Consider the following 23,307-nt stretch of genomic DNA (forward strand, 5'->3'; position numbering starts at 1 on the left):
AAGATGATATTCATCTCTTTTTTATGCTTCGATTTTATATTCTGCAGCCTTTTCGCAGTAGCTGCATTTTTTTTCTTCTTGTATCTTTTCCAGCTGCGGCGCCTTTTCTTCATTGTTAACAAAATCATCCAAGGCAAGCTCTGCATGCTCCAAACATGAGTAAATTATATTTTCTTCATTCATTTTATCACCTATATTTCATATACTCGGCTCGATCTGTCTCTGTATGTCATGTCTAAACAGATTCCCGGGTTAACTTCTATACAGTTTTCCTTCAGTATATTTTCAACTGTCTTATAAGCCAGTTGAGGAAAATTATTTTCTTTGCTGAGATGCCCCAAAAGAACAATCTCTGTCCCTCTTTTAACCACCTTGCTGATAAGGTGTCCGGCTGTGTCGTTGGACATATGTCCAAACTCTCCCAAAACTCTTCTTTTTAGAGGCCATGGGTACGGCCCTATGAGAACCATGTCTTCGTCATGATTTGACTCAACCAGCAGCAAATCTGAATCCATGATGCTGTTTGTTATGTTGTCATTTACACAGCCTGTGTCTGTAACCAGGCTGATTTTTTTATTGTTGTAGAATATGTTGTATCCCACAGGATGGGCTGCATCATGAGATATATCAAATGATCTCACTGCAAGATCTCCCACCTCAACTATGTCATCCATGATTCTAATGTTGTGTGACTTAATTTCTCCAATTGCTGAGCTCATTTTCCCATGTCTTTGCATTTGCATAAATGGGAACATCAAAGCGCCTTGATATTATTCCCGCCCCCTGTATGTGGTCTGAATGCTCGTGGGTTATGAACAATGCATCTATTTTTTTGGGGTCTTCCCCTATATTCATAATTTCCTGCTGGATTTTTTTGCCGCTTAAGCCTGCATCCACAAGAATTGTTGTGTTTTCAGTTTTAATATATTGGCAGTTGCCGCTGCTCCCGCTGTACAACGAACAAAATTTTAACTTCAATTTGTCCTCCTGGTGTTACCATTTAATCAGATTTATATTAACATATAAATCAAATTATTACAATTAAATCTTCTCGTTATAATTAGGTGTCTAATCGTTCTAATGACACTTTTGTATGCATAAAATTTATTATATTATAATTCAGGGGTACGCGATGATTATAAAAATAAAATCTAAGTTTCTGGTAATTTTCACAGCAATACTATTATGTTCAGCATTGGCCGCAACAGTGTTTCTCAATTCCTCCAGGTCTGTGTCTGTCAATGAAGAAAAAACATTCATAAAGTGGGTCGATTTCAGAGTATGCTATGAGGCTATGGACAAGGCACTTAAAGCCGACATTAACAGTGTGGATGAAGAAGTAAAATTGAACTGGATTGAAATTCTTTCATACTTGGGAACCCGGTATGGAGGCAATTTTTCCAGATACAAATCAAAGGATATGGATGCACTGATTGCCAAGCTTAAAAACGGTGAAAGCATAGAGAGCCTTACAAAGGATCTGAAACACTACGATTATTATTTCGAAGCATATACAGCAGTACTTGGAGGATTCGTAGGTCCTTACGAAATTCAGATTGATGATGAAAACAATCCCGGCAAGAAAATATGGGTGCAGAAATATGGTCTCAAGGCATTTTCTCCAATTGCAGGAGGATATTACTACAATCATTACGATGACTTTGGAAATTCCAGAAGCTATGGCTTCACCCGTTCCCACTTGGGAAATGATCTCATGGGTTCCGTAGGCACACCTATTATAGCTGTTGAAACAGGAAGAATTGAAGCACTCGGTTGGAATCAGTACGGAGGTTGGCGAATAGGCATCAGAAGTCTGGACAGCAAAAGATATTACTACTATGCTCATTTGAAGAAAGACCATCCATATGTAAAGTCCCTCAAGGAAGGTGACATTGTCCATGCAGGAGATGTTATAGGTTATCTAGGAATGACAGGATACAGCCGCAAGGAAAATGTGAATAACATTAATGTCCCCCATCTTCACTTTGGAATGCAGCTTGTTTTTGACGAATCACAGAAGGAAACACTGGCTGAAATATGGATTGATGTTTACAAAATTGTAAATCTCTTAAACAGGAATAAGTCTCCTGTAACATTCAATAAAGATACAAAAGAATTTGAAAGGATTTATGATATAAGATTCCACAATGTACAGTAAAAAAGCAAAACAAGAGCCGCGTATTTTCGCGGCTCTCATTACGATTTACTTAATTATTTTTTGTTTCTTCAAGTTTGTCTGAGATTTTTACCATTAAGGCAGCTGCCTCAGCTCTTGAAAGGTAATCATCAGGACAGAATGATCCTGAATACTTGCCTGATATCAATCCATTGGTGTATGCATTTTTGACAGCTTCCCTTTCATCATTGCTTAAACTTCCCAAATCTGAAAAGATTGTATTAATATCAAGGCTATCATAATTATGGTCCTCTTCAAAAAGTCCATCCATCATGAGGGTTGCTTCTTTTCTTGTAAGTCTCTCCAAAGGTTTAAGTTCTTCTCTGTAGGAGTCCAGAAGACCTAAGTCATAAATTTCTTCCACATATTCAACAGCCCACGGATTAATCTTTGAGGCATCACTGAAAGGCAATTCTTCGCCTGGAATTAAATCTTCAGCACCTGCAGCCGGTACACCTGATTCAGCTATTACTTCTTCTGTTTCATTTTCAGCCAGTGCAAATGATTCATCCTTCTGTTCTTCTTCGCTTATATCAATAGCTTTTCCAAGGAATATGCAGAATTCTTCCTTTGTGGCTATTCTATCGGGATTGAATGACTTTGATTTGCTTATGATTCCCTTGTTATAAAGATCCATAATATCTTTTCTTGCCCAGTGAAAAGCTATGTCATCATAGACATATCTTCCGTGTTCAATGTCTCCAGTTCTTATAAGCCAGTTTCTTTCAATCCAGCCTTCAACACCTTCACTGACATATACTTTGTACCAGTAGTATCCGTTTTTAAGAACCGGTCCTTCAGTTATTGTACCAAGCTGATTTATTCCCAGTTGGTGAATATATGCACCTGCAGGCTGGTCTCTCAGCTCATATGTTTCTCTTACTCCATCAGTTCTTACGTAATCACCCTTTTCATACAGTACAATATTGCCGCTGTTTGTATAGGCTGGTGTCGGCACAACCAATGACCTGCTCGGCTTCCCTGAATATGGAAGATATGAGAAGTCAATGTTGTTTATTGTCTTTCCGTATTCCTGTTCAATTACATTGTAAATCATCTGCTGATATGTATACTTTTTTGCATAGGAAGTGGACATGTTGGGGTTGTTGCTTTGAGCCCATCCATTGTATGCCCATAGAGCAAAATACCAATTTTCCAAAATGTTTGGATCCATGTTTCCCACGCTTGACACAGTTTGATAAGAACTCATGCTCCATTTGTTCAACAGAACATCTGCTCCTGCCTCTATGTTGTATTGAATATCATATTTCAGTCTTTCTGAGTCGTATCCGCCGTTTCTGTTGCTCACCTGCATGAGCCCTATGCTGCTGCCGCTTATCTTTGGTGTTCCGTCTGTGTTGTAATGTTCATAAACAGATTCAACTCTTGCTATAGCCTTCAGCAATACTGAAGGAATAGCTCTTTTTTGTTGCAACATCCTCTATCATAGATTCAATTTCTGCTCTAGAAGGATTGGTCCCTGCAAAAGCCAGTGTGTTAAATGTAAATACAAAAACGAAAATTAATAGAATTATTTTTCGGGTTGTGGTTTTAAATATTTTCATATTTACAGCCTCCCTATCTTTTTATTTTAACTGCATTAGTTATTTATCTGAATGCGGTCAATTATGCTTAATATTTCTTTCTTGGTATTTTCCAAAACTTGCGTGGATTTGCTCTCATTTTCTTCATTAATTGAAAAATATACTTTTAGTTTAGGCTCTGTGCCTGAAGGTCTAAGCACCAGCCATGATCCATCCTCAAAACAGAATTTCAGCACATCTGACTTTGGATAACTCAAATGTTCCGTCTTGCCTGTTAACAGGTTTAATGCAATTCCCATTTTGTAATCATAAATATATGGTATGTTCTTGCCTGCAATTGAAGAAAGTTTGTTTTCTCTGAAGTTCTCCATAATTGATTTCATTTTGCTTTGTCCTGAGGCTCCGGCAAATGTAAGAGAAATTGTTTCTTCAATATAATAACCATGTTCCCTGTAAATATCCTTAAGAACCTCTAATAGTGTTTTCCCGTTTCTTTTATAATATGCAGCCATCTCGCAAATGAGCATACTTGCAATCACAGCATCCTTGTCTCTGACAAATGTTCCTGCCAGATACCCGTAGCTTTCCTCATATCCAAAAATAAAGCTGTTGGATTTTGTATCTTCAAATTTTTGCATCAATTCAGCAATATATTTGAATCCTGTCAATGTGTCAAAGCTTGCCACATTGTATTTGGATGCTATGGCTCTTCCTATTTCACTTGTGACAATTGTTTTTACAACTGCTGCATTTTCAGGAATCATACCCTTTTCATCAAGAGAACTGAGCACATAGTTCAACAGCAATGCTCCTGTCTGATTACCGTTCAGAGGTACATATCCACCATCACTGTTTTTTACAACCAGCCCTACTCTATCACAGTCAGGATCTGTTCCAATGATTATTTCGCCATTTAATTCCTCTGCCCTTTTGATTGCAATTTCAAAGGCGCTGATTTCTTCCGGATTCGGTGACTTAACTGTAGAAAACATGGGATCAGGCATCTCCTGTTCCTTTACAACAAGAACATTCTTGTACCCAAGTTCATCCAGCACTCTTCTTACAGGCATGTTTCCTGTTCCATGAAGCGGAGTGTAAATTATGTTTAAATTTTTGTCCACATCATCTCTGATGCTTAATTTCTTAACTTCATTTATGTAAATTGTATCAAGTTCATTTCCAATTATTACGATTTTGTCATTATCTTCAGTGGTTAATTTAACATCCTTAAGATTAACCTTATTGATCATGCTTATTATTTCATCTGCATCCTCAACAACCTGACCACCATACTGGTCATAAACCTTGTAGCCATTGTATTCAGGCGGGTTATGGCTTGCTGTAATAACAACGCCGGCCTTGCAGCCGTAGTGTCTCACTGCAAATGAAAGTTCAGGCGTGGGCCTTAAGCTTTCAAATAAATACACCTTTATGTTGTTTGCTGCAAAAACAGCTGCTGTCTTGCTGGCAAACTCCTTTGACATGTTTCTTGAGTCATAGGCAATAGCAGCGCTTAGCTGCTCACCGCTATATTCTTTGTTTAGAAAATCAGCAATACCTTGTGTCGCCTTAGCTACAGTAACAAAGTTCATGCGGTTTGTACCTGCACCTATTTTCCCCCGCATGCCTCCTGTGCCGAATTCCAACTCTCTGTAGAATCTGTCCTCAACTTCGCTTTCAATTTTTTCGATTTTTTTCAGCTCTTCTTTCAAGGATTCATCTACATATGGACTTTCCAGCCATATATCCAATTTTTCTCTGTACATGACAACACCTCTTAATTTAAATTTATTTTGCTTAAATATGATTTAAAACTGTCCCTTAAATCATCTCTTTTAAGCGCAAAGTCAACCGTTGCTTCAAGAAAACCTATCTTGCTTCCAACGTCGTATCTCCTGCCTTCAAAAATATATGCAAAAACATCTTCAATATTACAAAGGTCTTTTAAACCGTCTGTGAGCTGAATTTCTCCGCCCACGCCTTTTTTTGTATTTTCAAGTATTTCAAATATTTTAGGTGTTATAATGTATCTTCCTAATATTGCAATGTTTGTGGGAGCATTATCAACCGATGGCTTTTCAACCAGATCCTTTACTGAATACATCTTATCATTTAATTTTGTGCCTGAAACAATTCCGTACTTGTTAACATTTTCCCACCCCACCGGCTGCACTCCGAGAATTGTGGCGTTGTATTCTTCAAACATTTCAATCATTTGTTTTAAACATGGCTTTCGGGAATCAACTATGTCATCTCCCAGAAGAACTGCAAATGGTTCATTGCCAACAAATGATTTTGCGCAATAAACAGCATGACCAAGTCCTAGTGGGTCTTTTTGTCTAACTGTATGTATGTTTATCATTCTGGAAATTTTCCTCACTTCTTCAAGCATTTCATCTTTGCGAGTTTTTTCCAGATTGTCTTCAAGTTCATAAGCTCTGTCAAAATGGTCTTCTATTGAGCCTTTGTTTCTTCCGGTAATGATTAATACATCTTCTATGCCAGAAGCAATTACTTCCTCTACTATGTACTGTATTGTGGGTTTGTCGACTATGGGGAGCATTTCTTTTGGAATTGCTTTTGTTGCCGGCAAAAACCTTGTTCCTAGTCCAGCTGCAGGTATAACTGCTTTTTTAATTTTCATATTCAACCTCGTTTTATGTTGTTAGCCGTTATTTAAAACAAATCAATAGATTAAGCTAACTTAACCTATTGATTTTGACTATCATTAAGATCCGCTGTAGTTTGTTTTAATGTTTTCTGTAATCAATGAATCCTTAAGAACATCCATGTGCTCCAGTGATTGCCCTGTACCTTTTGCTACGCATGATATGGCATCATCTGCAATTGCAACATTAAGTCCTGTTCTTTTGCCTATTAACTTGTCAAGGCCTCTTATGAGGCATCCGCCGCCTGTCATAATTATTCCTTTTTCGCTTATGTCGGCAGCAAGTTCAGGAGGAGTTTTTTCAAGAACTGAGTGAACAGCATCTGCAATGGAAGTGATTGTTTCTTCCAATGCTTCCAGCATATCTGATGAAGAAATAGTCAAATTAACAGGAAGTCCTGTAACTAGGTTTCTGCCTCTTACTTCCATGAACTTTTCCTCTTCTTCAGGAAATGCCGTTCCAATGTTTATTTTAAGCTCTTCTGCACTTCTTAAGCCTATCATCACATTGTATTTCTTTCTTACATATCTCACTATTGCGTCGTCGCACTTATCTCCGGCAATTTTTATTGATTTGCTCACAACTATTCCTCCCAGAGAAATAACTGCAATGTCTGTAGTACCGCCGCCCATGTCTATTATCATGTGTCCTGAAGGTTTTGTTATGTCAAGGCCCGCTCCTATGGCAGCAGCAACAGGTTCTTCTATTAAGTATGTTTTCTTTGCTCCTGCATTGTTGCTTGCTTCCAGGACAGCTCTTTTTTCAACTTCTGTAACTCCACTTGGAACGCATATTATAACCCTTGGTTTTATAATTGAATTTCCTACTGCCTTCTTAATAAAGTATTTCAGCATCTTTTCTGTTATGTCGAAATCTGAAATTACGCCATCCCTCAAAGGTCTTATGGCAACTATGTTGCCTGGTGTACGACCTAGCATTTTTCTTGCTTCTTCACCAACCTCGAGTATTTTATTAGTATTTATATCTATTGCAACAACAGAAGGTTCGTTTATTACTATTCCTTTGCCTTTGATATATACTAATACGCTGGCAGTACCAAGGTCGATTCCAATGTCCATTCTGAAACTCATTTTTATCCTCCTGAATTTCCTTTTCATATATTTTACTTATTTTTATTCAAATTATACAAATTATACCATAATGATACAATGATAAAAATTATACCACATTATTCGTATTATTTCAATTTTTTTGTTTTTGCTAAAATAATACTTTGTAAAGCATTTAAATTATTATTAAAAAGTTGCTCCGCAACTCCGCTAGGGGGACCTATGTCCCCCTTCGGCGTAAAAATACTAACGTATTTTTACTGAGCACCCCCCTTGACGGCAAGGGCGCCCCGCCCTTTGCAATCCCCGTTTTTTATATACTAGGAAAAATAACTTTCCTAGTATATAAAAAATAAAAATGTCTGCTTTTAAACAGACATTTTAGTAATTATTTAAGCAGTTTTTTAATTTTTTGAACAGGATCCAGAAGCTCGCTCAAAGATCTGTCATAGTTCAATGTGTCTATTATGTTTGCTATATATTTTGACATGTCCACTTCAGTGTACCACGGTTTTTCAAGGAGTTCAGGTTTTCTGTATATCATATTTGATGTAAATATCCTTGTTATTGTTCCTTCTTCAAATGCTTTGTCAAACTTGTCAAATCCTTCTGTAAACAAACCGAATGAAGAGAAAACATATACGTTTCTTGCTTTTCTTTCCTTCAGCTTCTTTGCTACATCAATCATTGAGTCGCCGGAAGCAATCATGTCGTCTACTACTATTACATCCTTGCCTTCCACATTGTCCCCAAGGAACTCATGGCTTATAACAGGGTTCTTGCCGTTTACAATCACAGAATAATCTCTTCTTTTGTAGAACATTCCAAGATCCAGTCCCATAACAGAAGCATAGTACATGCATCTTGTCATTCCGCCTTCATCAGGAGAAATAACCATAAGGTGATTTCTGTCTATTGTTGCATCTGTAACAGTTCTTACAAATGCCTTTATCATTTGATAATGAGGATGGAAATCTTCAAACCCATGAAGTGGAATTGCATTTTGAACTCTTGGGTCGTGAATATCAAATGAAATTATATTTTCAACTCCCATATTTGTAAGTTCTTGTAGAGCAAGTGCACAGTCCAGTGATTCTCTGGAAGCTCTTTTGTGCTGTCTTCCTTCATAAAGCATGGGCATGATGACCGTAATTCTTTTGGCCTTGCCGTTCATGGCTGCTATAACCCTTTTCAGGTCCTGATAATGATCATCGGGACTCATGGGCACTTCCATGCCATACATCTTGAATTTTACTCCATAATTAAAAACGTCAGATATTATAAATATGTCATGGCCTCTTACTGTTTCATTGATAACACCCTTTGCTTCACCTGATCCAAATCTAGGACAAACAGCATCCAGCAAATATGTTCTTACAGGATTTGAACCTTCTGAATATATAACACCATTGTTATCCTGTCTCCATTCTTTCAAATAGTAATCTATCTTTGCGGCTATTTCTTCACAGCCTTTCATTGCAACAATTGACAAGTCTCCAAATGGTTTAGGTTCATTGTACACATAATCATTTATATTCATTTTTTCCTCCTGTTTTAAAACAATGCTTTCATTTCTTTTTACATTCTATCAAAAATTTATCAATTGTCAAAAGAAAGTGCCCGAAATATTGTTAAGTTATCTTAACAATACCGAACACAATGGGTTTTATTTATAACAATCTAAAAAAAGCAGCCAGAAAAGTATAACTTCCCATTGCCGCTTCAGTATACTTACATGTAAATTTTAGCTATTTGTGTAGATAAATCTTCATATGTAAAAGGTTTCTCGATTATAACCGCTCCTTTTCTTGTAAGCTCCTCATAATCTGTCTGCCTTGCATAGCCTGTTATAAAAATTGCAGCAGCATCCTTCTTTTTTATCTGCATGCGTTCATATAGTTGTCTTCCTGTCATTACAGGCATGGATATGTCAATTACGGAAAAAGCAATGTTGTTGCAGTTTGAATTGTAAAACTCCAGAGCTTTGGCTGGTTCGCTGAACTTCACAACATCATAGCCCAAATCTTCAAGTATTTCCGTTTCCACATCAAGAACATTTATGTCATCATCCACAAGCATTATTATGTTGCTGTTGAGATCCCTCTCAGTTTCACTTTTTGTTTTTTCCTTCTTTACATAGACAGGCAGGAATATTTCAAAAAGTGTACCTATGTCATGCCTGCTCTGGACATTGATGTAGCCTGAATGGGATTTTACTGTTCCAAAAACAACAGACAGACCAAGTCCTGTTCCCTTTGTTTTGTTTTTGGTTGTGAAATAAGGCTCAAAAATGCGGTTGAGCACTTCGTCTTTAATTCCCTTGCCGTTGTCTTCCACATATACTTTGATATAATTTCCAGGTTTTATCATTTCTCCGTGGCTAAGAACCGTTTCAGAGAATATGACTGTATCTTCTGCGCCGATTCTAATTTTTCCAACAGAATCATCAAGAGCATCCTTTGAATTCAGTATGAGGTTTACAATCATGCTCTCCACCTGAGCCTCATCGCCGAGAATAACCTTGTTAGATGCCTGGTAGCTGTAGCTCAGTTCAATTTTCTTGTTCAATATTGATTCAACCATGTTGTATGTGTTATCCATGATGCTTTTTAAATTAACGGGCTTGTTTATACTGCTTTCCCTCTTTGAAAACATCAAAATCTTTTTCGTGAGGTTTGCAGTACTTTGAGATATGTGGATTATTCTTTCCGCATATTCTCTTATTCTTTCAATATCGTCTGTCTTTTGAATCATTGTAGCATTTCCGATAATGCTCATTAGCTGATTGTTGAAATCATGAGCAATTCCTCCTGCAAGCTGGCCAAGTGCAGCCATCTTTTCGCTTTGATTTTTTGAATTTTGCTCACTGCATATCCTTGTTGTCTCATCTTTTATGTCATTAACTAAATAGTCTTGTTCGTCGCATAAACTTGTTGATCCATTTTTAAATTTTTTTGTTTCCTGATCGTTGCATCCCCTTGTTGACCCGTTCTTTTCGTTATTAATTCTTTCATCTTTAAGTAACATTTGTTCCCCTTCGCTTCGCTAAATTAAATTATTTTTACTCACCTATAAGAATATACAGTTTTTACAAAGCAGATTTTGTAGAAAAATGTTGAAAACAAAAATAAAAAAGAAAAAATTTTAGAAAAAAAAAGCAACATTCAACGTCGCTAAGATCGTCAAATGTTGTTTGTAATGGTGATCCATCGGCGATTCGAACGCCGGACACCTTGATTAAAAGTCAAGTGCTCTGCCTGCTGAGCTAATGGATCAAATTAATTTTTTTTGAGAACTTTTACATAATAACAATATTGTTCTTTCTTGTCAACTACTTTTTCATATTTTTTAATAAATTATATTATGCAATTTTAGTATTTTAGCTTTTAAAGTAATTAAAAGCTTCTATTTTGCTTAATCATTATCATTGACTTATATTTTTTATAATGTTAGAATTAACAAAATAATAATTAATGAGGTGATGTTATGTCATTTAAAATGGTTGCTGATCATGCTGTATGGCCGCTGGAAAATGATGCTATCTTTGGACTGGCTGCTAAAGCAAAAGAAGCAATTGAAAAATACGGCAAAGACAATGTTATCGATTCTACTCTCGGAGCATTGGTTGACGACGATGGAAATCTTATATGTCTCGAAACAGTATATAGTGAATTAAAATCTTTACCAAATGCAGACATAGCTGCCTATGCACAAGTTGCTGGTCAGCCCGACTTCCTTGAAGCTGTTCAGGATGCATGCTTTAAGGGATACAAACCTGACGCTTACATAAAAGCAGTGGCAACACCGGGAGGAACAGGCTCTGTAAGACACGCTATCTGGAATTACACAAATCCTGGAGATTCCATATTGGTATGCGACTGGTTCTGGGGTCCTTATGTTACAATCTCTGAAGAATTCGGAAGAACTGTGACAAATTATGAACTGTTCAATGATAAGGGCGAATTCAACATAATATCATTTAAAGAAAAATTCGAAGAATTGCTGAAGAAGCAAAAAAGACTTGTTACAATAATCAACACTCCGGCAAACAATCCTACAGGATACAGCCTTTCTGATGAGGAATGGGATGAAGTTTTAAACATTGCCAAAGAAAATGCAAAGGATCCTGAAAACAAAATAATAATAGTTGTAGACTCAGCTTACATCGACTATGCGGGAATTGGAAATGAAAGAAGAAAGTTCTTCACAAAATTCAGCCATCTTCCGGAAAACATATTTGTAATGGTGGCATACAGCATGTCAAAGGGATACACAATGTATGGAATGAGATCAGGTGCTGCAATAGGAATATCTTCAAGCGAAGATGTTGCAAATGAATTCTACTATTCAGCAATGCATGCAAACAGAGCAAACTGGTCAAACGGAACAAGAGCGGCAATGTCAGTAATGACAAACATCGCAAAGGATCCTGCAAAGACTAAGGCATATGAAGACGAAGTAAATTCTACAAAGACAATGCTCAGAAAACGTGCTGATGCATTTGTGGAAGGAGCAAAGGAAGCAAATCTTGAAATACTTCCTTACAGAGACGGATTTTTCGTAAGCATACCTTGCAGCAACGCAAAGAAAGCTTCAGAAGAATTGATCAAAGAAAACTTGTTTGTTGTAGCCTTGAAAAAAGGACTGCGTTTTGCAGTATGCGCTGTTTCAGAAGAAAAGTGCAGAGTTTCACCGGCAAAGATAAAAAGAGTGCTTGATGAATTAAAATAAATATAAATGGCTGACATGCGTCAGCCATTTTTTATTGTTATTCTTTTATAAGTTTTTGAGATTTTGTTTTCCACTTTCCTGAAAAATAATAAGGCCCGGATATTAAAATATACATGAGCCATCCTACTCCGTAGCTTAAAAACATGTATTCTTTTCCGTAATTTGAAGCTATGAAATATGCAGCAGGAATTCTTCCAAGCCACAGAGATGTTATTGCACCAACCATGGGAATAACAGATTCTCCTGCTCCCCTCATAACAGCATTAACTACAAACACTACTGCAAGCAATATGTAAAGAGGCATTACATTGTTCAAATAAATCATTCCCGCTGAAATAACAGCAGGGTCTGAATTAAACATCCTCAATATAAACGGTCCTAAAGGAATTATGACAAGTGCAGCCAAACATACCAAGGCTGACATGCCCAAGGTAGCAGTCAATCCCTTGTGAACTCTGTCCATTCTTCCGGCTCCTATATTTTGACCGGTATAAGTTGTAACAGCGTTGCTGAAGCTCTGTATGGGCATGAATGCAAATGTGTCTATTTTGTTCGCAGCGTTAAATCCAGCCATAAAGTCTGAACCATAACTGTTTACAAGAGACTGAAGACTCATTATACCCATAGAAAACAACATCTGTTGAATTCCTGTGGGAAGACCGAGCTTTAGAATTTTCTTGAAGATCTCTTTGTCAAAATAAAATTTCAATATCGAAAAGTTAAGCACTTCATATTTTTTTCTCATATATCGCAAGCCATACAGCCACGAAAATGCCTGAGCTATAATTGTAGCTATGGCAACCCCTGCAACTCCCCACTGAAACACAACTACAAATGCCAAATCCAGCACAATGTTCATTACAGTAGCTATTACAAGGAACAACAGTGATGATTTGCTGTCTCCAAATCCCTGAAGAATACCTGAATTTATATTAAATCCAATGCTTCCTATAATACCCGCGAAAATAATCATCATGTATTGTTTAGCCAGGGGCAGGGTGTCAGCCGGTGTGTTGATCAAATTAAGTATGGGTTCGCACATTATAATTCCTATTATTGAAATTGGAATTGCTCCAACTATCACTGCAGTATAAATAGTCTGTGATGTTTTTCTAACATTGTCCATGTCCCCTGCGCCTACATACTGGGAAATAAGTATTGTGGCTCCAATACCAAGCCCTATGAACATGGCCGCCATCATGAATATTATGGGAAAGCCCGTCCCTACTGCTGCAAGTGCAACTTTGCCAACATAATTTCCTACCACTATGCTGTCAACCATGTTGTACAGCTGTTGAAAAACATTTCCTATGAGCATTGGAAATGCAAAAGCCAGTATGAGTTTCACAGGATTTCCTTCAGTCATTGTTTTCATTGAAACTTCTTTAGAATTTTCACCTTTATTTTTTAATTCCACCCAATCACCTCCGTAATCAGTATAGTATACCACAATTTAATATAAATACAAATTACTAATATCCAAATTTTACAAATTTTTTCCATAAAAAAAGAGAATCTCCCAGTATAACTAAACCGTTAATTAATTCAACTATGTAGGGGAGGACCTCGTGTCCTCCGGTGGCTAGCCCCAATAGTTTGTGAAAAACCGGTTTGTCAATAATACAAGAAAAATTCTCTCTATTAGTTAAATCTATTTATTTTGTTATTACTCTTTAAACGTGTAAACAACTTCAGTTGAACCATTCTTATTGTTGTTCATTTCATTTAAAGCCTGAATTTTGTACGGCAGACTGTACAAGTGGATGAATCCTGTTGCATCCTTCTGGTCATACAAATCGCCTGTACTGAATGAAGAAATTGATTCGTTGTATAGAGCATATTTTGATGTCATTCCTGCAAACTTTATAGTACCCTTGTAAAGTTTAAGTTTAACAGTTCCTGTCACATTTTTCTGAGTTGTGTCTATGAATGCATCAAAAGCATCCTTCAGCCCACTGAACCACATTGCATTGTATACTAGCTCTGCATACTTGCTGCTGATTGTTTCTTTAAAGTGAGCTGCTTCTTTTTCAAGCACGAAGCTTTCAAGGTATTTGTGAGCTTCAATAAGCAATGTTCCCCCTGGTGTTTCATAAATTCCTCTTGATTTCATACCAACAAGTCTGTTTTCAAGAAGGTCAATGACCCCTATGCCATGAGTTCCGCCTACTTTATTCAATGCCTTAAGCATATCTTCCCCGTTTAATTTTTCACCGTTTAATTTGACAGGAATTCCCTCGTTAAATTCTATCTCAACATATTCGGCCTTGTCAGGTGCCTTTTCAACTGTGTTTGTCATCATGAGAAGTTCGTCAAAGTCAGGTTCATTTGCTGGATTTTCAAGCATGCCGCCTTCGTGACTTATATGAAGTATGTTCTGGTCGCGAGAATAAATTCTTTTCTTTGTTATTCCATTTAAATCAATTCCCTTAGCTTCTGCATAGTCAATTGCATCTTCTCTTGATGTAATATCCCAAATACGCCATGGAGCGATGATTTTTATGAAAGGATCCAGACTTGCAATTGCAGTTTCAATACGAACCTGGTCATTTCCCTTTCCTGTACAGCCGTGGGCAATGTATTTAGCGCCTTCCTTGTGAGCCACTTCAACAAGTTTTTTTGCTATCAATGGTCTTGCATAGGCAGTTCCCAGAAGATACTTCCCTTCATAAATAGCATTTGCCTTAATTCCCTTGTAAACATATTCTTCTACAAATTCATTTACCACATTTTGAATATAAACCTTGCTTGCACCTGAAGACAATGCCTTGTTCTTTACAAATTCCATGTCGTCTTCCTGGCCTACATTTACACAGCATGCTATGATATCTAAATTATCGTAATTTTCTTTTAGCCAAGGTATAATAATTGATGTGTCCAATCCGCCTGAATATGCCAATACTACTTTTTCTTTTTCCATTTCTTCCATCCTCCGATTTTTAAATCTAAAATTTTTAATATTTGATGAAGCATAATTATTCGTTAGTTGATTTTTAATAAATATTAATTTCTTTTGTAGAGCGCACTATAGGTTAGGGCATATCACAGTTTCGAACTCAAATTTTTCTGCTTACTGTCGCTCGAAAAAATTTGGTTCTCATTGCGTTTGACCTGCCGCCATTCTTTCAGAAAACCGCTGAAACAATGGGGTTAGGGCATAAAAAAATCTGCTAATAAAGAGGCAGTGTTGTCACCGCGGTACCACTCTTTTTTTAGACAGAATCGCTCTTTCATTTTAACGGTATTGAACCGTATTCTCATACTGCTACTTCTGAGAATCTTTTCATGGATTCTTTTCAATTAAATTTCACTGCCGAACTCACACTCTGTTCCGACTCGCTGATAGCTTTATTTAATTTACTCTTCCAATCATTAAATTATACATAATTGATGATTTTTATACGATTATATGATGCCGAATATGTTTTGTCAACCCTTATTTTAAAAATATTTTCAAAATTTATTATATTTATTCTATATTAAACTTTTTACATAAAAAAAGACGCTACGCGTCCATTTTAACTGTTAACCAATCTTTATATACATTTACTCTGCTGATTGCATCTTCAATAAGTTTTTCTTCCTTAACAATGGCTTTTTCTAATATACCGCTGCAGAATTCACCTTTGCAGTCATATCCTTCAAACGACATGCTCACTCGATTGTTTTCAATGCTTTCAACAGTCATTTTAAACATCACCTTTTCTCCTACCATTGTTGGATGCATGTGATTTGACTGAAAGTTAGTGACCACAGTCAAGTATTCAGAAGGAATAAATTTCTTCAGCATGATGCAAGATATTTCTATTACAGTTGCCAGTAATGAAGGCGTCGACATCAGGTTTTCTATTTTTACGGATTTTGTTATATACGAGTCTGCAGGGGTGACAACTTTTTCATATGTTGTAGACAATCCTACATTAATTTTATTTGTGATCATAAAACCTCCGAATGCAATAATTACTTTAATTAAATACTAGCAGATTCATAAATAAAATACAACAAAAATATTTTGATATTCAAATTATTTGTTATATTAAACTTTTTCCCTGAGGTTATTTGTCAATACTTGCTGTTTCAAAAAATAAAAAAAGATGTTTTTAAAACATCTTTGAATGGGAACTATAGGGCTCGAACCTATGACCCCCTGCTTGTAAGGCAGATGCTCTCCCAACTGAGCTAAGCTCCCACGACAATGACAATGTTACCATATTTTTATTAAGTTGTCAATTACATTTATGAAAATTTTTATTTTGCGTTTACGAAAATTTTTATTTTGCAGTTAAAAGCGTTGATTGAAAAAGTAAATTCAACCCCTTGTTTTATAAAGAAATGCATTGCAGTTTAAAGCAATAAAATTTAAAAATATAAATAAAAATTTCAAAATAATGATGCTTTTCTTTAATAATGTAAAAAGTGCTAGGAATTACAATTAAAAATAGTATAATATAAATATATCATTTTTGGGGGAAGCAATGAAGACAGTAGCAAAAGAGAACAGACCTTCAGGTCTCATGAAGAGCAGTTACATACGCTCATTTTACAAAAAGTACTTATTAAATTATATATTCGGAATAATAGCACTGGTGATTGTGGATGTTGTACAGACAAGGGTTCCCATAATTGTCGGCGAAGTAATCGACGGTGTAGATCTTGGCAGCTTTGATGCTGCGTTTATTAAAAGCTCTATATTAAAACTATTTGCAATAGCAGGAACAATCTATGCAGGAAGAATTTTGTGGAGATACTTCATATTTGGAACATCCAGGAGCATTGAAAGAGACATCAGAAATGACATGTTCAATCATCTTGAAAAAATGTCTGCCAAGTTTTATCATCAGCACGGAACAGGAGAAATCATGGCACACATGACAAACGACCTTGAGGCAGTAAGAATGGCCTTGGGCCCTGGTATACTAACTTTGTTTGACGTTGTTGCACTTGGTTCAATCACAATTTACAACATGGTAACTGAAATCGATCCCTTGCTTACAGTTGCAGCTGTTATTCCGCTGTTGCTTATTGCAATTTCTGTCAGATTTATGGGAAGAGAACTGCAAATCCGTTTTACAAAAAAACAGGAGTCATTTGCCGACTTATCCAATTATGTTCAGGAAAATCTGTCTGGTATTAAAGTCATCAAATCATTTGTACAAGAAGACAAGTCCATCAGTTCCTTTGAAAAGTGGAACAAGAATTCATATGACAAAAATATAAAATTAAGTGTCATTCAAACACTCATGCATCCTTTCATGCAGATGATATCAGGCATTGCATTGGCTGTGGCCATTGGATACGGCGGCTATATCACTATAAAGGGCAGAATAACCATAGGAGAATTTTCTGCATTCATTCAATACCTTGGAATGCTTGTATGGCCAATGATGGCAACAGGGATGACAATAAATCTTTTCAACACAGGAGCTGCTTCACTTGAGAGGGTTGAAAGAATCCTCAACGAGCCTGTGGAAATCACAGATTCCATAACAACTTCAGCTTTAGACAATTTGACCGGAAACATCTATGTAAAAAACCTCAGTTACAAGTATCCAGACACAGATAAAAATGTATTAAGCAATATCAGTTTCAGCGTTCAAAAAGGACAGACCCTTGGTATTATCGGAAGAACCGGAAGCGGCAAAACAACTCTTGTAAACCTCATGCTTAGAATTTTCGAGCCTGACAAAGGAACAATGTTCATAGGAGATAGTGACATCCTGGATATACCTCTTAATGTCCTTAGAAAAAACATAGGATATGTTCCTCAGGACAATTTCTTGTTTTCAGATACTATTGCCAACAACATTGACTTTGGAGCAAGAACCGGCAATATGGACAAAATCATCGAAGCTGCAAAAAGTGCCGTTGTCCATGACAACATAATTGAGTTTAAGCACGGCTATGAAACGCTTGTTGGCGAGAAGGGAGTTTCAGTTTCCGGAGGCCAGAAGCAAAGAATATCAATAGCCAGAGCATTGATAAAAAATCCTGAAATACTTATACTAGATGATTCAGTGTCTGCTGTTGATACTGACACGGAAGAAAAAATACTCAAGCACATCAATGAAAACAGAAAGGGCAGCACAAACATCATAATTGCCCACAGAATTTCAACCATTCAGAATGCTGATGTCATCATTGTGCTTGATGAAGGTAAAATTGTTGAAACAGGAAGTCACCAGCAGCTAATTCAGCAAGCAGGTCTTTATAATTCAATTTACGAAAAACAGCTTTTGGAAAAAATGCTGGAAGAACAAGAGTAGGGGTTATGATGAAAAACGACGATTTTGAAAAACCAAAAAAAATAGATAGAAATATTGCCAAGAGGCTTCTTAAGTATGCAAAGCCTTACATCTGGCAATTCGTACTGGCTATTGCAATAATATTTGTAATAGTTGCAGTTGAACTTTACCAGCCGGTGCTCATTGGGGATGTGGTGGATAAATTTCTTTCCCGTTATTCAGGCACCCAGGCAAACACAGTGGATGCAGGAATAACTCAGCAGTCAAACATACAGGGAGTTATAAAAATAAGTTTAGTGTATTTGTCCACAGTGGCGGTTGTTTTTGTACTTGGTTATGCACAGGCAATGATACTTGCACGTGCAGGGCAAAAAATAATTTACAACATAAGAATGGAAATATTCAATCATTTAAACGCTCTTTCCATAAGCTTCTTCAACAAAAACCCAATAGGAAGGATTGTGACAAGAGTCACCAATGACACAGAAGCATTAAACGAAATGTATACCAGCGTAATTGTCAACATTTTAAAAAGTCTGTTTGTATTAATAGGCGTGGTAATTACTATGTTCAAATATAACGTGAAACTTTCATTGCTGACTTTTACCGTCATTCCTTTTATTGCAGTGTTCACATTTGTTTTTGAAAGCACTTCAAAGAAAATATACAGAGAAATAAGAAGCAAAATATCAGCATTAAATGCATTCATATCAGAACATGTTTCCGGCATGAAAATAGTACAGATATTTGCTGTTGAAAATGAAATATTCCACAAGTTCAAATCTGAAAATGAAAAGCTCAGAAAAGAAAACATAAAACAACTTTTTGCATTCAGCATATACAATCCAACAAACTACCTCATGAACATAACAGCCGTTTCAATTCTTTTGTGGTTTGGAGGAAAAATGGTAATGGAAGGCGTCGTATCCATAGGAACCATAGTTGTTTTCCAGAGATACATAAGCAAGTTTTTCGAGCCAATACAGGAACTGGCGGAACAGCTTAACATAGTCCAGTCTGCAATGGCAGCTTCCGAAAGAATTTTTGGACTCATGGACGAAGTTCCCGAAGTAATTGACAGCGAAAATGCAGTTGAAGTTGAGAGCTTCAAAGGAAGTATCGAGTTTAGAAATGTTTGGTTCTCCTACAAGGAAGACGAGTGGATATTAAAAGATGTGTCCTTTAAGGTAAATCCCGGTGAAAGTGTTGCATTTGTAGGTGCTACCGGAGCAGGCAAAACAACAATACAAAACCTTATATGCAGATATTATGACATTCAAAAGGGAGATATTTTCATAGATGGAATAAATATTAAGGATATTAGGGTTTCAGATCTGAGGAAAAACATAGGACAAATGCTGCAGGATGTATTCCTGTTTTCAGGAGACATAAAAAGCAACATACGGCTTCAGAATGAAGCTATCACAGATGAAGAAATAATTGAAGCTTCAAAATACGTAAATGCTCACAGCTTCATCTCAAAGCTTCCCAACAAATACGACGAGCATGTAATAGAAAACGGTGCAGCATTTTCAGCCGGTCAAAGGCAGCTGATTTCATTTGCAAGGACTCTTGCCTTCAAGCCTGACATTTTGATACTTGATGAAGCAACAGCAAACATAGACACAGAAACTGAAGTTCTCATACAGGATGCTTTGAAAAAGCTCATGAAAGGAAGAACAACCCTAATAGTTGCACACAGACTTTCCACTGTTCAAAACTCAAGTAAAATAATAGTGATGCACAAGGGTGAAATAAGAGAAGAAGGAACGCATCAGGAACTGCTGTCCTACAAGGGAATTTACTACAAGCTATACAAGCTCCAATACGAGCATGCATAAAATAAATATTATGGAGGTTATTATGATTAAAGTAGTGGCAAAAGGTGTTTATCTTGAAGGAAAAGCAGACGAAGCAATTGCATTGTACGATGAAATGGTGAAAGAAACAAGAAAAGAAGACGGATGCATAGCTTACAATTTGTTCAGAGACAAGGACAACAAGGATATTTTAACCATGATAGAAGAGTGGGAAAGTGTCGAAGCCTTGGAAGCGCACAAAAATTCAGGACATTTCACAAGAATAATCCCAATGATAGCAAGACTTCGAAAAAGTGCCGATCTCAATGTATACGAGCTGATTTATTAATAACTAGTAAAAATAAAAATGACATCTGTAAAAGATGTCATCATGCTATTGACAAACTACCATCTGTAGGGGCGGACCTCGTGTCCGCCCGCAGTCTAGCCTTCAATAAGTTTAAATTAACTTCATCATACAACTAATGACATATACCATATGTCATTTTTTTATTCCTGTTTATATTTTTCAAAAAACTGCCTTACTTGTGGAATCAACAAAATTGCAACTGTTGCAACAGCTTCTGGCAGCATGTATGTCATGTTGTAGAAAAATGACCATGACACAGCACTGAACCCTTCCGCAGCATACATTCCCCAGAATATGATTCCTGAAACAACAGTTACCAGGTATCTTCCAAGAACTCCAACCAGGTATCCTGTAATCATTCCTTGTTTTGTCTCTCTCAGTATTGCTCCAATTCCTATGGCTCCAAAAGCTAAAGGGTAATCCATGAATATTTGTATCGGGTGAATAACATAAGGATTGATAACCAGATCCAAGAGGCCGTAAGCCATTCCCGCAAGAATTCCCTGCCTTGGTCCAAACAAGTAACCTACCAAAAACAGTGCAAACATGCTAAACGCAGTTATTGAACCTCCCTGAGGCATTCTAAACAATGTCACTTGATTTAATACAAATGCTACTCCCATCAATATTGCAGACTTAACCAGCACTGACACGTCGTTCTTTTTCTTGCTTGATCTCATTATTAAAACCAACAGCAAAAATATTGTTGCTACTGTCAGAACCTGTCCTGGAACAGATTCAAAAAATGATTGTAATGCTTCTTCTGACATAAAAAAACCTCCCTTTTTCGCGGGGAGGGGCTAAACTATGCTTTACGGTCGTCTTCCTTTCGCCGGTACTAACCGGATCAAGTTTTGAGGGTAAATTCTCAGCATTTAAGCTCCCCTAGCGAATTACTTTTATTGGTATGTCATATTATACCACGTTAAACACAAATTTCAATAGTTAAATTACTTCAGCCTTTTTACAAAAAAATACAAGGTAGGTTGTTGTCCTGCCAAACAACAGCCTACCTTGTGTTAAAAGAAAAATCGCCAGAAAAAAAACCATAATGGAAAGTCAAAGTCAAAATCAAAATCACGTCTTCTTCTGTCAAATCTTCTTCTATCAAAGTCAAAGTCACGTCTTCTTCTGTCATAGTCAAAATCACGTCTTCTGTCATAGTCATAGTCACGTCTCATATCAAATCTGCTCATACTCACATCATTATCATTGATATCCATGTTGTATATAGGATAATCATTATTAAAATCATTATTCAAATTATATGCTCCTTTCATTCAAAATTTATATAACAAATATTTATGAATTACATTTATAAAGTTTAATACAGTAATATATGTAAAAATATATATTTTGACACAAATTGCAAAATATATGTAGAATTATATAAAATATTGTGGCATAGATACAACTGGCAGAAGATGTGATTGTGAATGCGTTTTTGAATGTTTACTAGAATTACTTGAAGACGCACTTGAAGAAAATAATCATCATTGTCATCATAGAAATAATGATGTAGCTGGTACTGGCAGAAATCGAAATCGTCATCATAACTGCGAATGTGTTTTCGAGTGTTTAATAGAATTACTTGAAGACGCTTTGGAAGAAGACAATAACCACCATTGTCATAGATAGTTTTATATAAATTGGTCTACCATGGACGGAAATTTATCCCGTCCTATAATTATTTCTTGAAAAAAAAAAAACTCTGGATTACCCAGAGCTCCTACTTACTATTATTCCCCAATAGTATCTTCAATTATGGTATTTCCTCTAAATTCATATTCAACCTTTTTATTTGATTTTTGATATATAAATGTGTATATACAATTTCAGCAAACAAGTCACTTATCGCTTCTTAATGAATAATATAATTATAGCTATCTATCGATAGAAGATATTCTTTAGAAAGGAATGAAGATTTTGATTAGAAAAGATTATGACAACTATATACCAATGGTGCCATATATGCCAGAAAACCCAATGGTAGGGTATGGTTATGTGCCTTATCAGATCAACCCAAGATATTTTAACAATATAAATGAAGCATTTGTTCAAGGAACAGTCTATCCGGACCTGGTGACTCCGTATTTAGAATTCATTCACGAAGGGGTGTAGAATATGATGAATTATGAATCACATAAAGGAATGTCCCGCCAGCAGCAAGCAATGCTCTTGGATATTCAAAAATTGCATTTTGCAGCACTAGATCTTGCTCTTTATTTAGACACTCATCCAAATGATCCTGTTGCCCTTTACAGACATCACGAGTATGCTACACATCTTAAGCAATACCGTGAAGCATACGAAGCCGAATATGGACCAATGATGAACATGAACACAGAAATGGGCGACACATGGCGTTATATAAACAGCCCATGGCCTTGGGAAATGTAAAAATTCAATAGAAAGGAATGAATAGAGATTATGTTTGTTTATGATAAAAAGCTACAATACCCTGTAAGGGTTTCCAACAAAGATGTAAGAATGGCCAAGGCTGTTTTAAACCAGTACGGCGGAGCTGACGGTGAAGCAAGTGCAAGCATGAACTACCTCACACAAAGATTCAGCATGCCTCTGAATGAAACAAAAGCAGTATTGACCGATATAGGCACTGAAGAGCTGGGCCATATGGAAATGGTTGCTACATTGTTTAAAAAACTGCTTCAAGGCGCTACAAGAGATGAACTCATTGCAGCCGGC

21 protein-coding genes, 2 tRNA genes, 1 pseudogene, 1 riboswitch and 1 other annotated feature are annotated in these 23,307 nt (G+C 36.5%); of the genes and pseudogenes, 8 read left to right on the plus strand and 16 right to left on the minus strand.

The genetic code is table 11. The features are described 5' to 3' along the window. Window positions 1–21: 21 nt before the first annotated feature. Both BN358_RS24810 and BN358_RS19615 read right to left on the minus strand, forming a co-directional pair. On the minus strand, window positions 22–183 hold the full coding sequence (locus BN358_RS24810) for a CxxH/CxxC protein (protein ID WP_019230240.1): 162 nt from the start codon (window positions 181–183) through the stop codon (window positions 22–24). A gap of 8 nt (window positions 184–191) precedes the next feature. After that, window positions 192–897 (minus strand): annotated as a pseudogene (locus BN358_RS19615) (MBL fold metallo-hydrolase). A gap of 235 nt (window positions 898–1,132) precedes the next feature. On the opposite strand from BN358_RS19615, the gene BN358_RS19620 reads away from it, so the two are divergent. After that, a complete protein-coding gene (locus BN358_RS19620; protein ID WP_019230241.1) occupies window positions 1,133–2,158 on the plus strand; it encodes a M23 family metallopeptidase in 1,026 nt (341 codons plus the stop codon). A gap of 49 nt (window positions 2,159–2,207) precedes the next feature. On the opposite strand, the gene BN358_RS19625 is transcribed toward BN358_RS19620, so the two are convergent. From BN358_RS19625 to BN358_RS19660, 8 genes are all read right to left on the minus strand, one after another. Further along, entirely contained in the window at window positions 2,208–3,614 is a 1,407-nt protein-coding gene (locus tag BN358_RS19625; protein ID WP_083851687.1) for an S-layer homology domain-containing protein, read from the minus strand. Further along, the gene (locus BN358_RS27170; protein WP_019230243.1) at window positions 3,556–3,741 is read right to left on the minus strand and encodes a hypothetical protein; all 186 of its coding nucleotides are present in this window, start codon (window positions 3,739–3,741) and stop codon (window positions 3,556–3,558) included. The genes BN358_RS19625 and BN358_RS27170 overlap by 59 nt, the downstream gene beginning before the upstream one ends. Before the next feature lie 35 nt (window positions 3,742–3,776). Then, entirely contained in the window at window positions 3,777–5,486 is a 1,710-nt protein-coding gene (locus tag BN358_RS19635) for a phospho-sugar mutase (RefSeq protein WP_019230244.1), read from the minus strand. Window positions 5,487–5,497: 11 nt separating this feature from the next. After that, window positions 5,498–6,364 carry a UTP--glucose-1-phosphate uridylyltransferase GalU gene (gene galU, locus BN358_RS19640; RefSeq protein WP_019230245.1) on the minus strand — a complete coding sequence of 289 codons (867 nt, stop codon included), beginning with the start codon at window positions 6,362–6,364 and terminating at the stop codon, window positions 5,498–5,500. Between the two features lie 84 nt (window positions 6,365–6,448). Next, window positions 6,449–7,480 (minus strand): rod shape-determining protein, encoded by a 1,032-nt coding sequence (locus BN358_RS19645; protein WP_019230246.1) that lies wholly within the window; start codon window positions 7,478–7,480, stop codon window positions 6,449–6,451. 367 nt (window positions 7,481–7,847) lie between these two features. Further along, window positions 7,848–8,999: a ribose-phosphate pyrophosphokinase gene (locus BN358_RS19650; RefSeq protein ID WP_019230247.1), complete on the minus strand. Its 1,152-nt coding sequence runs from the start codon at window positions 8,997–8,999 to the stop codon at window positions 7,848–7,850. A 191-nt stretch (window positions 9,000–9,190) separates the two neighbouring features. Beyond that, window positions 9,191–10,486, minus strand: coding sequence for an ATP-binding protein (locus BN358_RS19655; RefSeq protein ID WP_019230248.1), 1,296 nt, complete (start codon window positions 10,484–10,486; stop codon window positions 9,191–9,193). Window positions 10,487–10,658: 172 nt separating this feature from the next. Beyond that, a tRNA-Lys gene (locus tag BN358_RS19660) sits at window positions 10,659–10,734 on the minus strand. A gap of 211 nt (window positions 10,735–10,945) precedes the next feature. On the opposite strand from BN358_RS19660, the gene BN358_RS19665 reads away from it, so the two are divergent. Continuing rightward, the gene (locus tag BN358_RS19665; protein ID WP_019230249.1) at window positions 10,946–12,190 is read left to right on the plus strand and encodes a pyridoxal phosphate-dependent aminotransferase; all 1,245 of its coding nucleotides are present in this window, start codon (window positions 10,946–10,948) and stop codon (window positions 12,188–12,190) included. A gap of 37 nt (window positions 12,191–12,227) precedes the next feature. On the opposite strand, the gene BN358_RS19670 is transcribed toward BN358_RS19665, so the two are convergent. The 4 genes from BN358_RS19670 to BN358_RS19685 all read right to left on the minus strand — a co-directional run bounded on the left by BN358_RS19670 (window position 12,228) and on the right by BN358_RS19685 (window position 16,379). Then, a complete protein-coding gene (locus BN358_RS19670; RefSeq protein ID WP_019230250.1) occupies window positions 12,228–13,607 on the minus strand; it encodes an MATE family efflux transporter in 1,380 nt (459 codons plus the stop codon). A 249-nt stretch (window positions 13,608–13,856) separates the two neighbouring features. Further along, window positions 13,857–15,110 carry an argininosuccinate synthase gene (locus BN358_RS19675; RefSeq protein WP_051011048.1) on the minus strand — a complete coding sequence of 418 codons (1,254 nt, stop codon included), beginning with the start codon at window positions 15,108–15,110 and terminating at the stop codon, window positions 13,857–13,859. Between the two features lie 254 nt (window positions 15,111–15,364). Further along, window positions 15,365–15,572, minus strand: a binding site (T-box leader). Window positions 15,573–15,695: 123 nt separating this feature from the next. Then, the gene (locus BN358_RS19680; RefSeq protein WP_019230252.1) at window positions 15,696–16,130 is read right to left on the minus strand and encodes a thioesterase family protein; all 435 of its coding nucleotides are present in this window, start codon (window positions 16,128–16,130) and stop codon (window positions 15,696–15,698) included. 176 nt (window positions 16,131–16,306) lie between these two features. After that, a tRNA-Val gene (locus tag BN358_RS19685) sits at window positions 16,307–16,379 on the minus strand. Window positions 16,380–16,665: 286 nt separating this feature from the next. On the opposite strand from BN358_RS19685, the gene BN358_RS19690 reads away from it, so the two are divergent. Genes BN358_RS19690 through BN358_RS19700 form a run of 3 tightly spaced genes read left to right on the plus strand, consistent with a single transcriptional unit; the run spans window position 16,666 to window position 20,580 of the window. Continuing rightward, a complete protein-coding gene (locus BN358_RS19690; protein ID WP_019230253.1) occupies window positions 16,666–18,453 on the plus strand; it encodes an ABC transporter ATP-binding protein in 1,788 nt (595 codons plus the stop codon). A gap of 5 nt (window positions 18,454–18,458) precedes the next feature. Beyond that, complete coding sequence (locus tag BN358_RS19695) at window positions 18,459–20,273, plus strand: ABC transporter ATP-binding protein (protein ID WP_051011047.1); 1,815 nt, start codon at window positions 18,459–18,461, stop codon at window positions 20,271–20,273. A gap of 22 nt (window positions 20,274–20,295) precedes the next feature. Beyond that, window positions 20,296–20,580, plus strand: coding sequence for a putative quinol monooxygenase (locus tag BN358_RS19700; protein WP_019230255.1), 285 nt, complete (start codon window positions 20,296–20,298; stop codon window positions 20,578–20,580). A gap of 161 nt (window positions 20,581–20,741) precedes the next feature. Here the strand turns inward: BN358_RS19700 and thiT are convergent, their stop codons facing one another. Continuing rightward, window positions 20,742–21,371, minus strand: a complete 630-nt coding sequence (gene thiT, locus BN358_RS19705; protein ID WP_019230256.1) for an energy-coupled thiamine transporter ThiT — start codon at window positions 21,369–21,371, stop codon at window positions 20,742–20,744. 36 nt (window positions 21,372–21,407) lie between these two features. Further along, window positions 21,408–21,498: riboswitch (TPP riboswitch) on the minus strand. 122 nt (window positions 21,499–21,620) lie between these two features. Further along, window positions 21,621–21,863, minus strand: coding sequence for a hypothetical protein (locus BN358_RS19710; RefSeq protein ID WP_019230257.1), 243 nt, complete (start codon window positions 21,861–21,863; stop codon window positions 21,621–21,623). Between the two features lie 664 nt (window positions 21,864–22,527). Here BN358_RS19710 and BN358_RS24815 point away from each other — a divergent pair. From BN358_RS24815 to BN358_RS19720, 3 genes are all read left to right on the plus strand, one after another. Then, on the plus strand, window positions 22,528–22,722 hold the full coding sequence (locus BN358_RS24815; protein WP_198018525.1) for a spore coat associated protein CotJA: 195 nt from the start codon (window positions 22,528–22,530) through the stop codon (window positions 22,720–22,722). A 3-nt stretch (window positions 22,723–22,725) separates the two neighbouring features. Beyond that, window positions 22,726–23,001, plus strand: a complete 276-nt coding sequence (locus tag BN358_RS19715) for a spore coat protein CotJB (RefSeq protein WP_019230259.1) — start codon at window positions 22,726–22,728, stop codon at window positions 22,999–23,001. A gap of 30 nt (window positions 23,002–23,031) precedes the next feature. Next, the coding region (locus tag BN358_RS19720; protein ID WP_019230260.1) for a manganese catalase family protein at window positions 23,032–23,307 on the plus strand (276 nt) is incomplete at its 3' end.

Origin of the sequence: Sedimentibacter sp. B4 (assembly GCF_000309315.1) — a bacterium.
Classification (GTDB): Bacteria; Bacillota; Clostridia; order Tissierellales; family Sedimentibacteraceae; genus Sedimentibacter; species Sedimentibacter saalensis.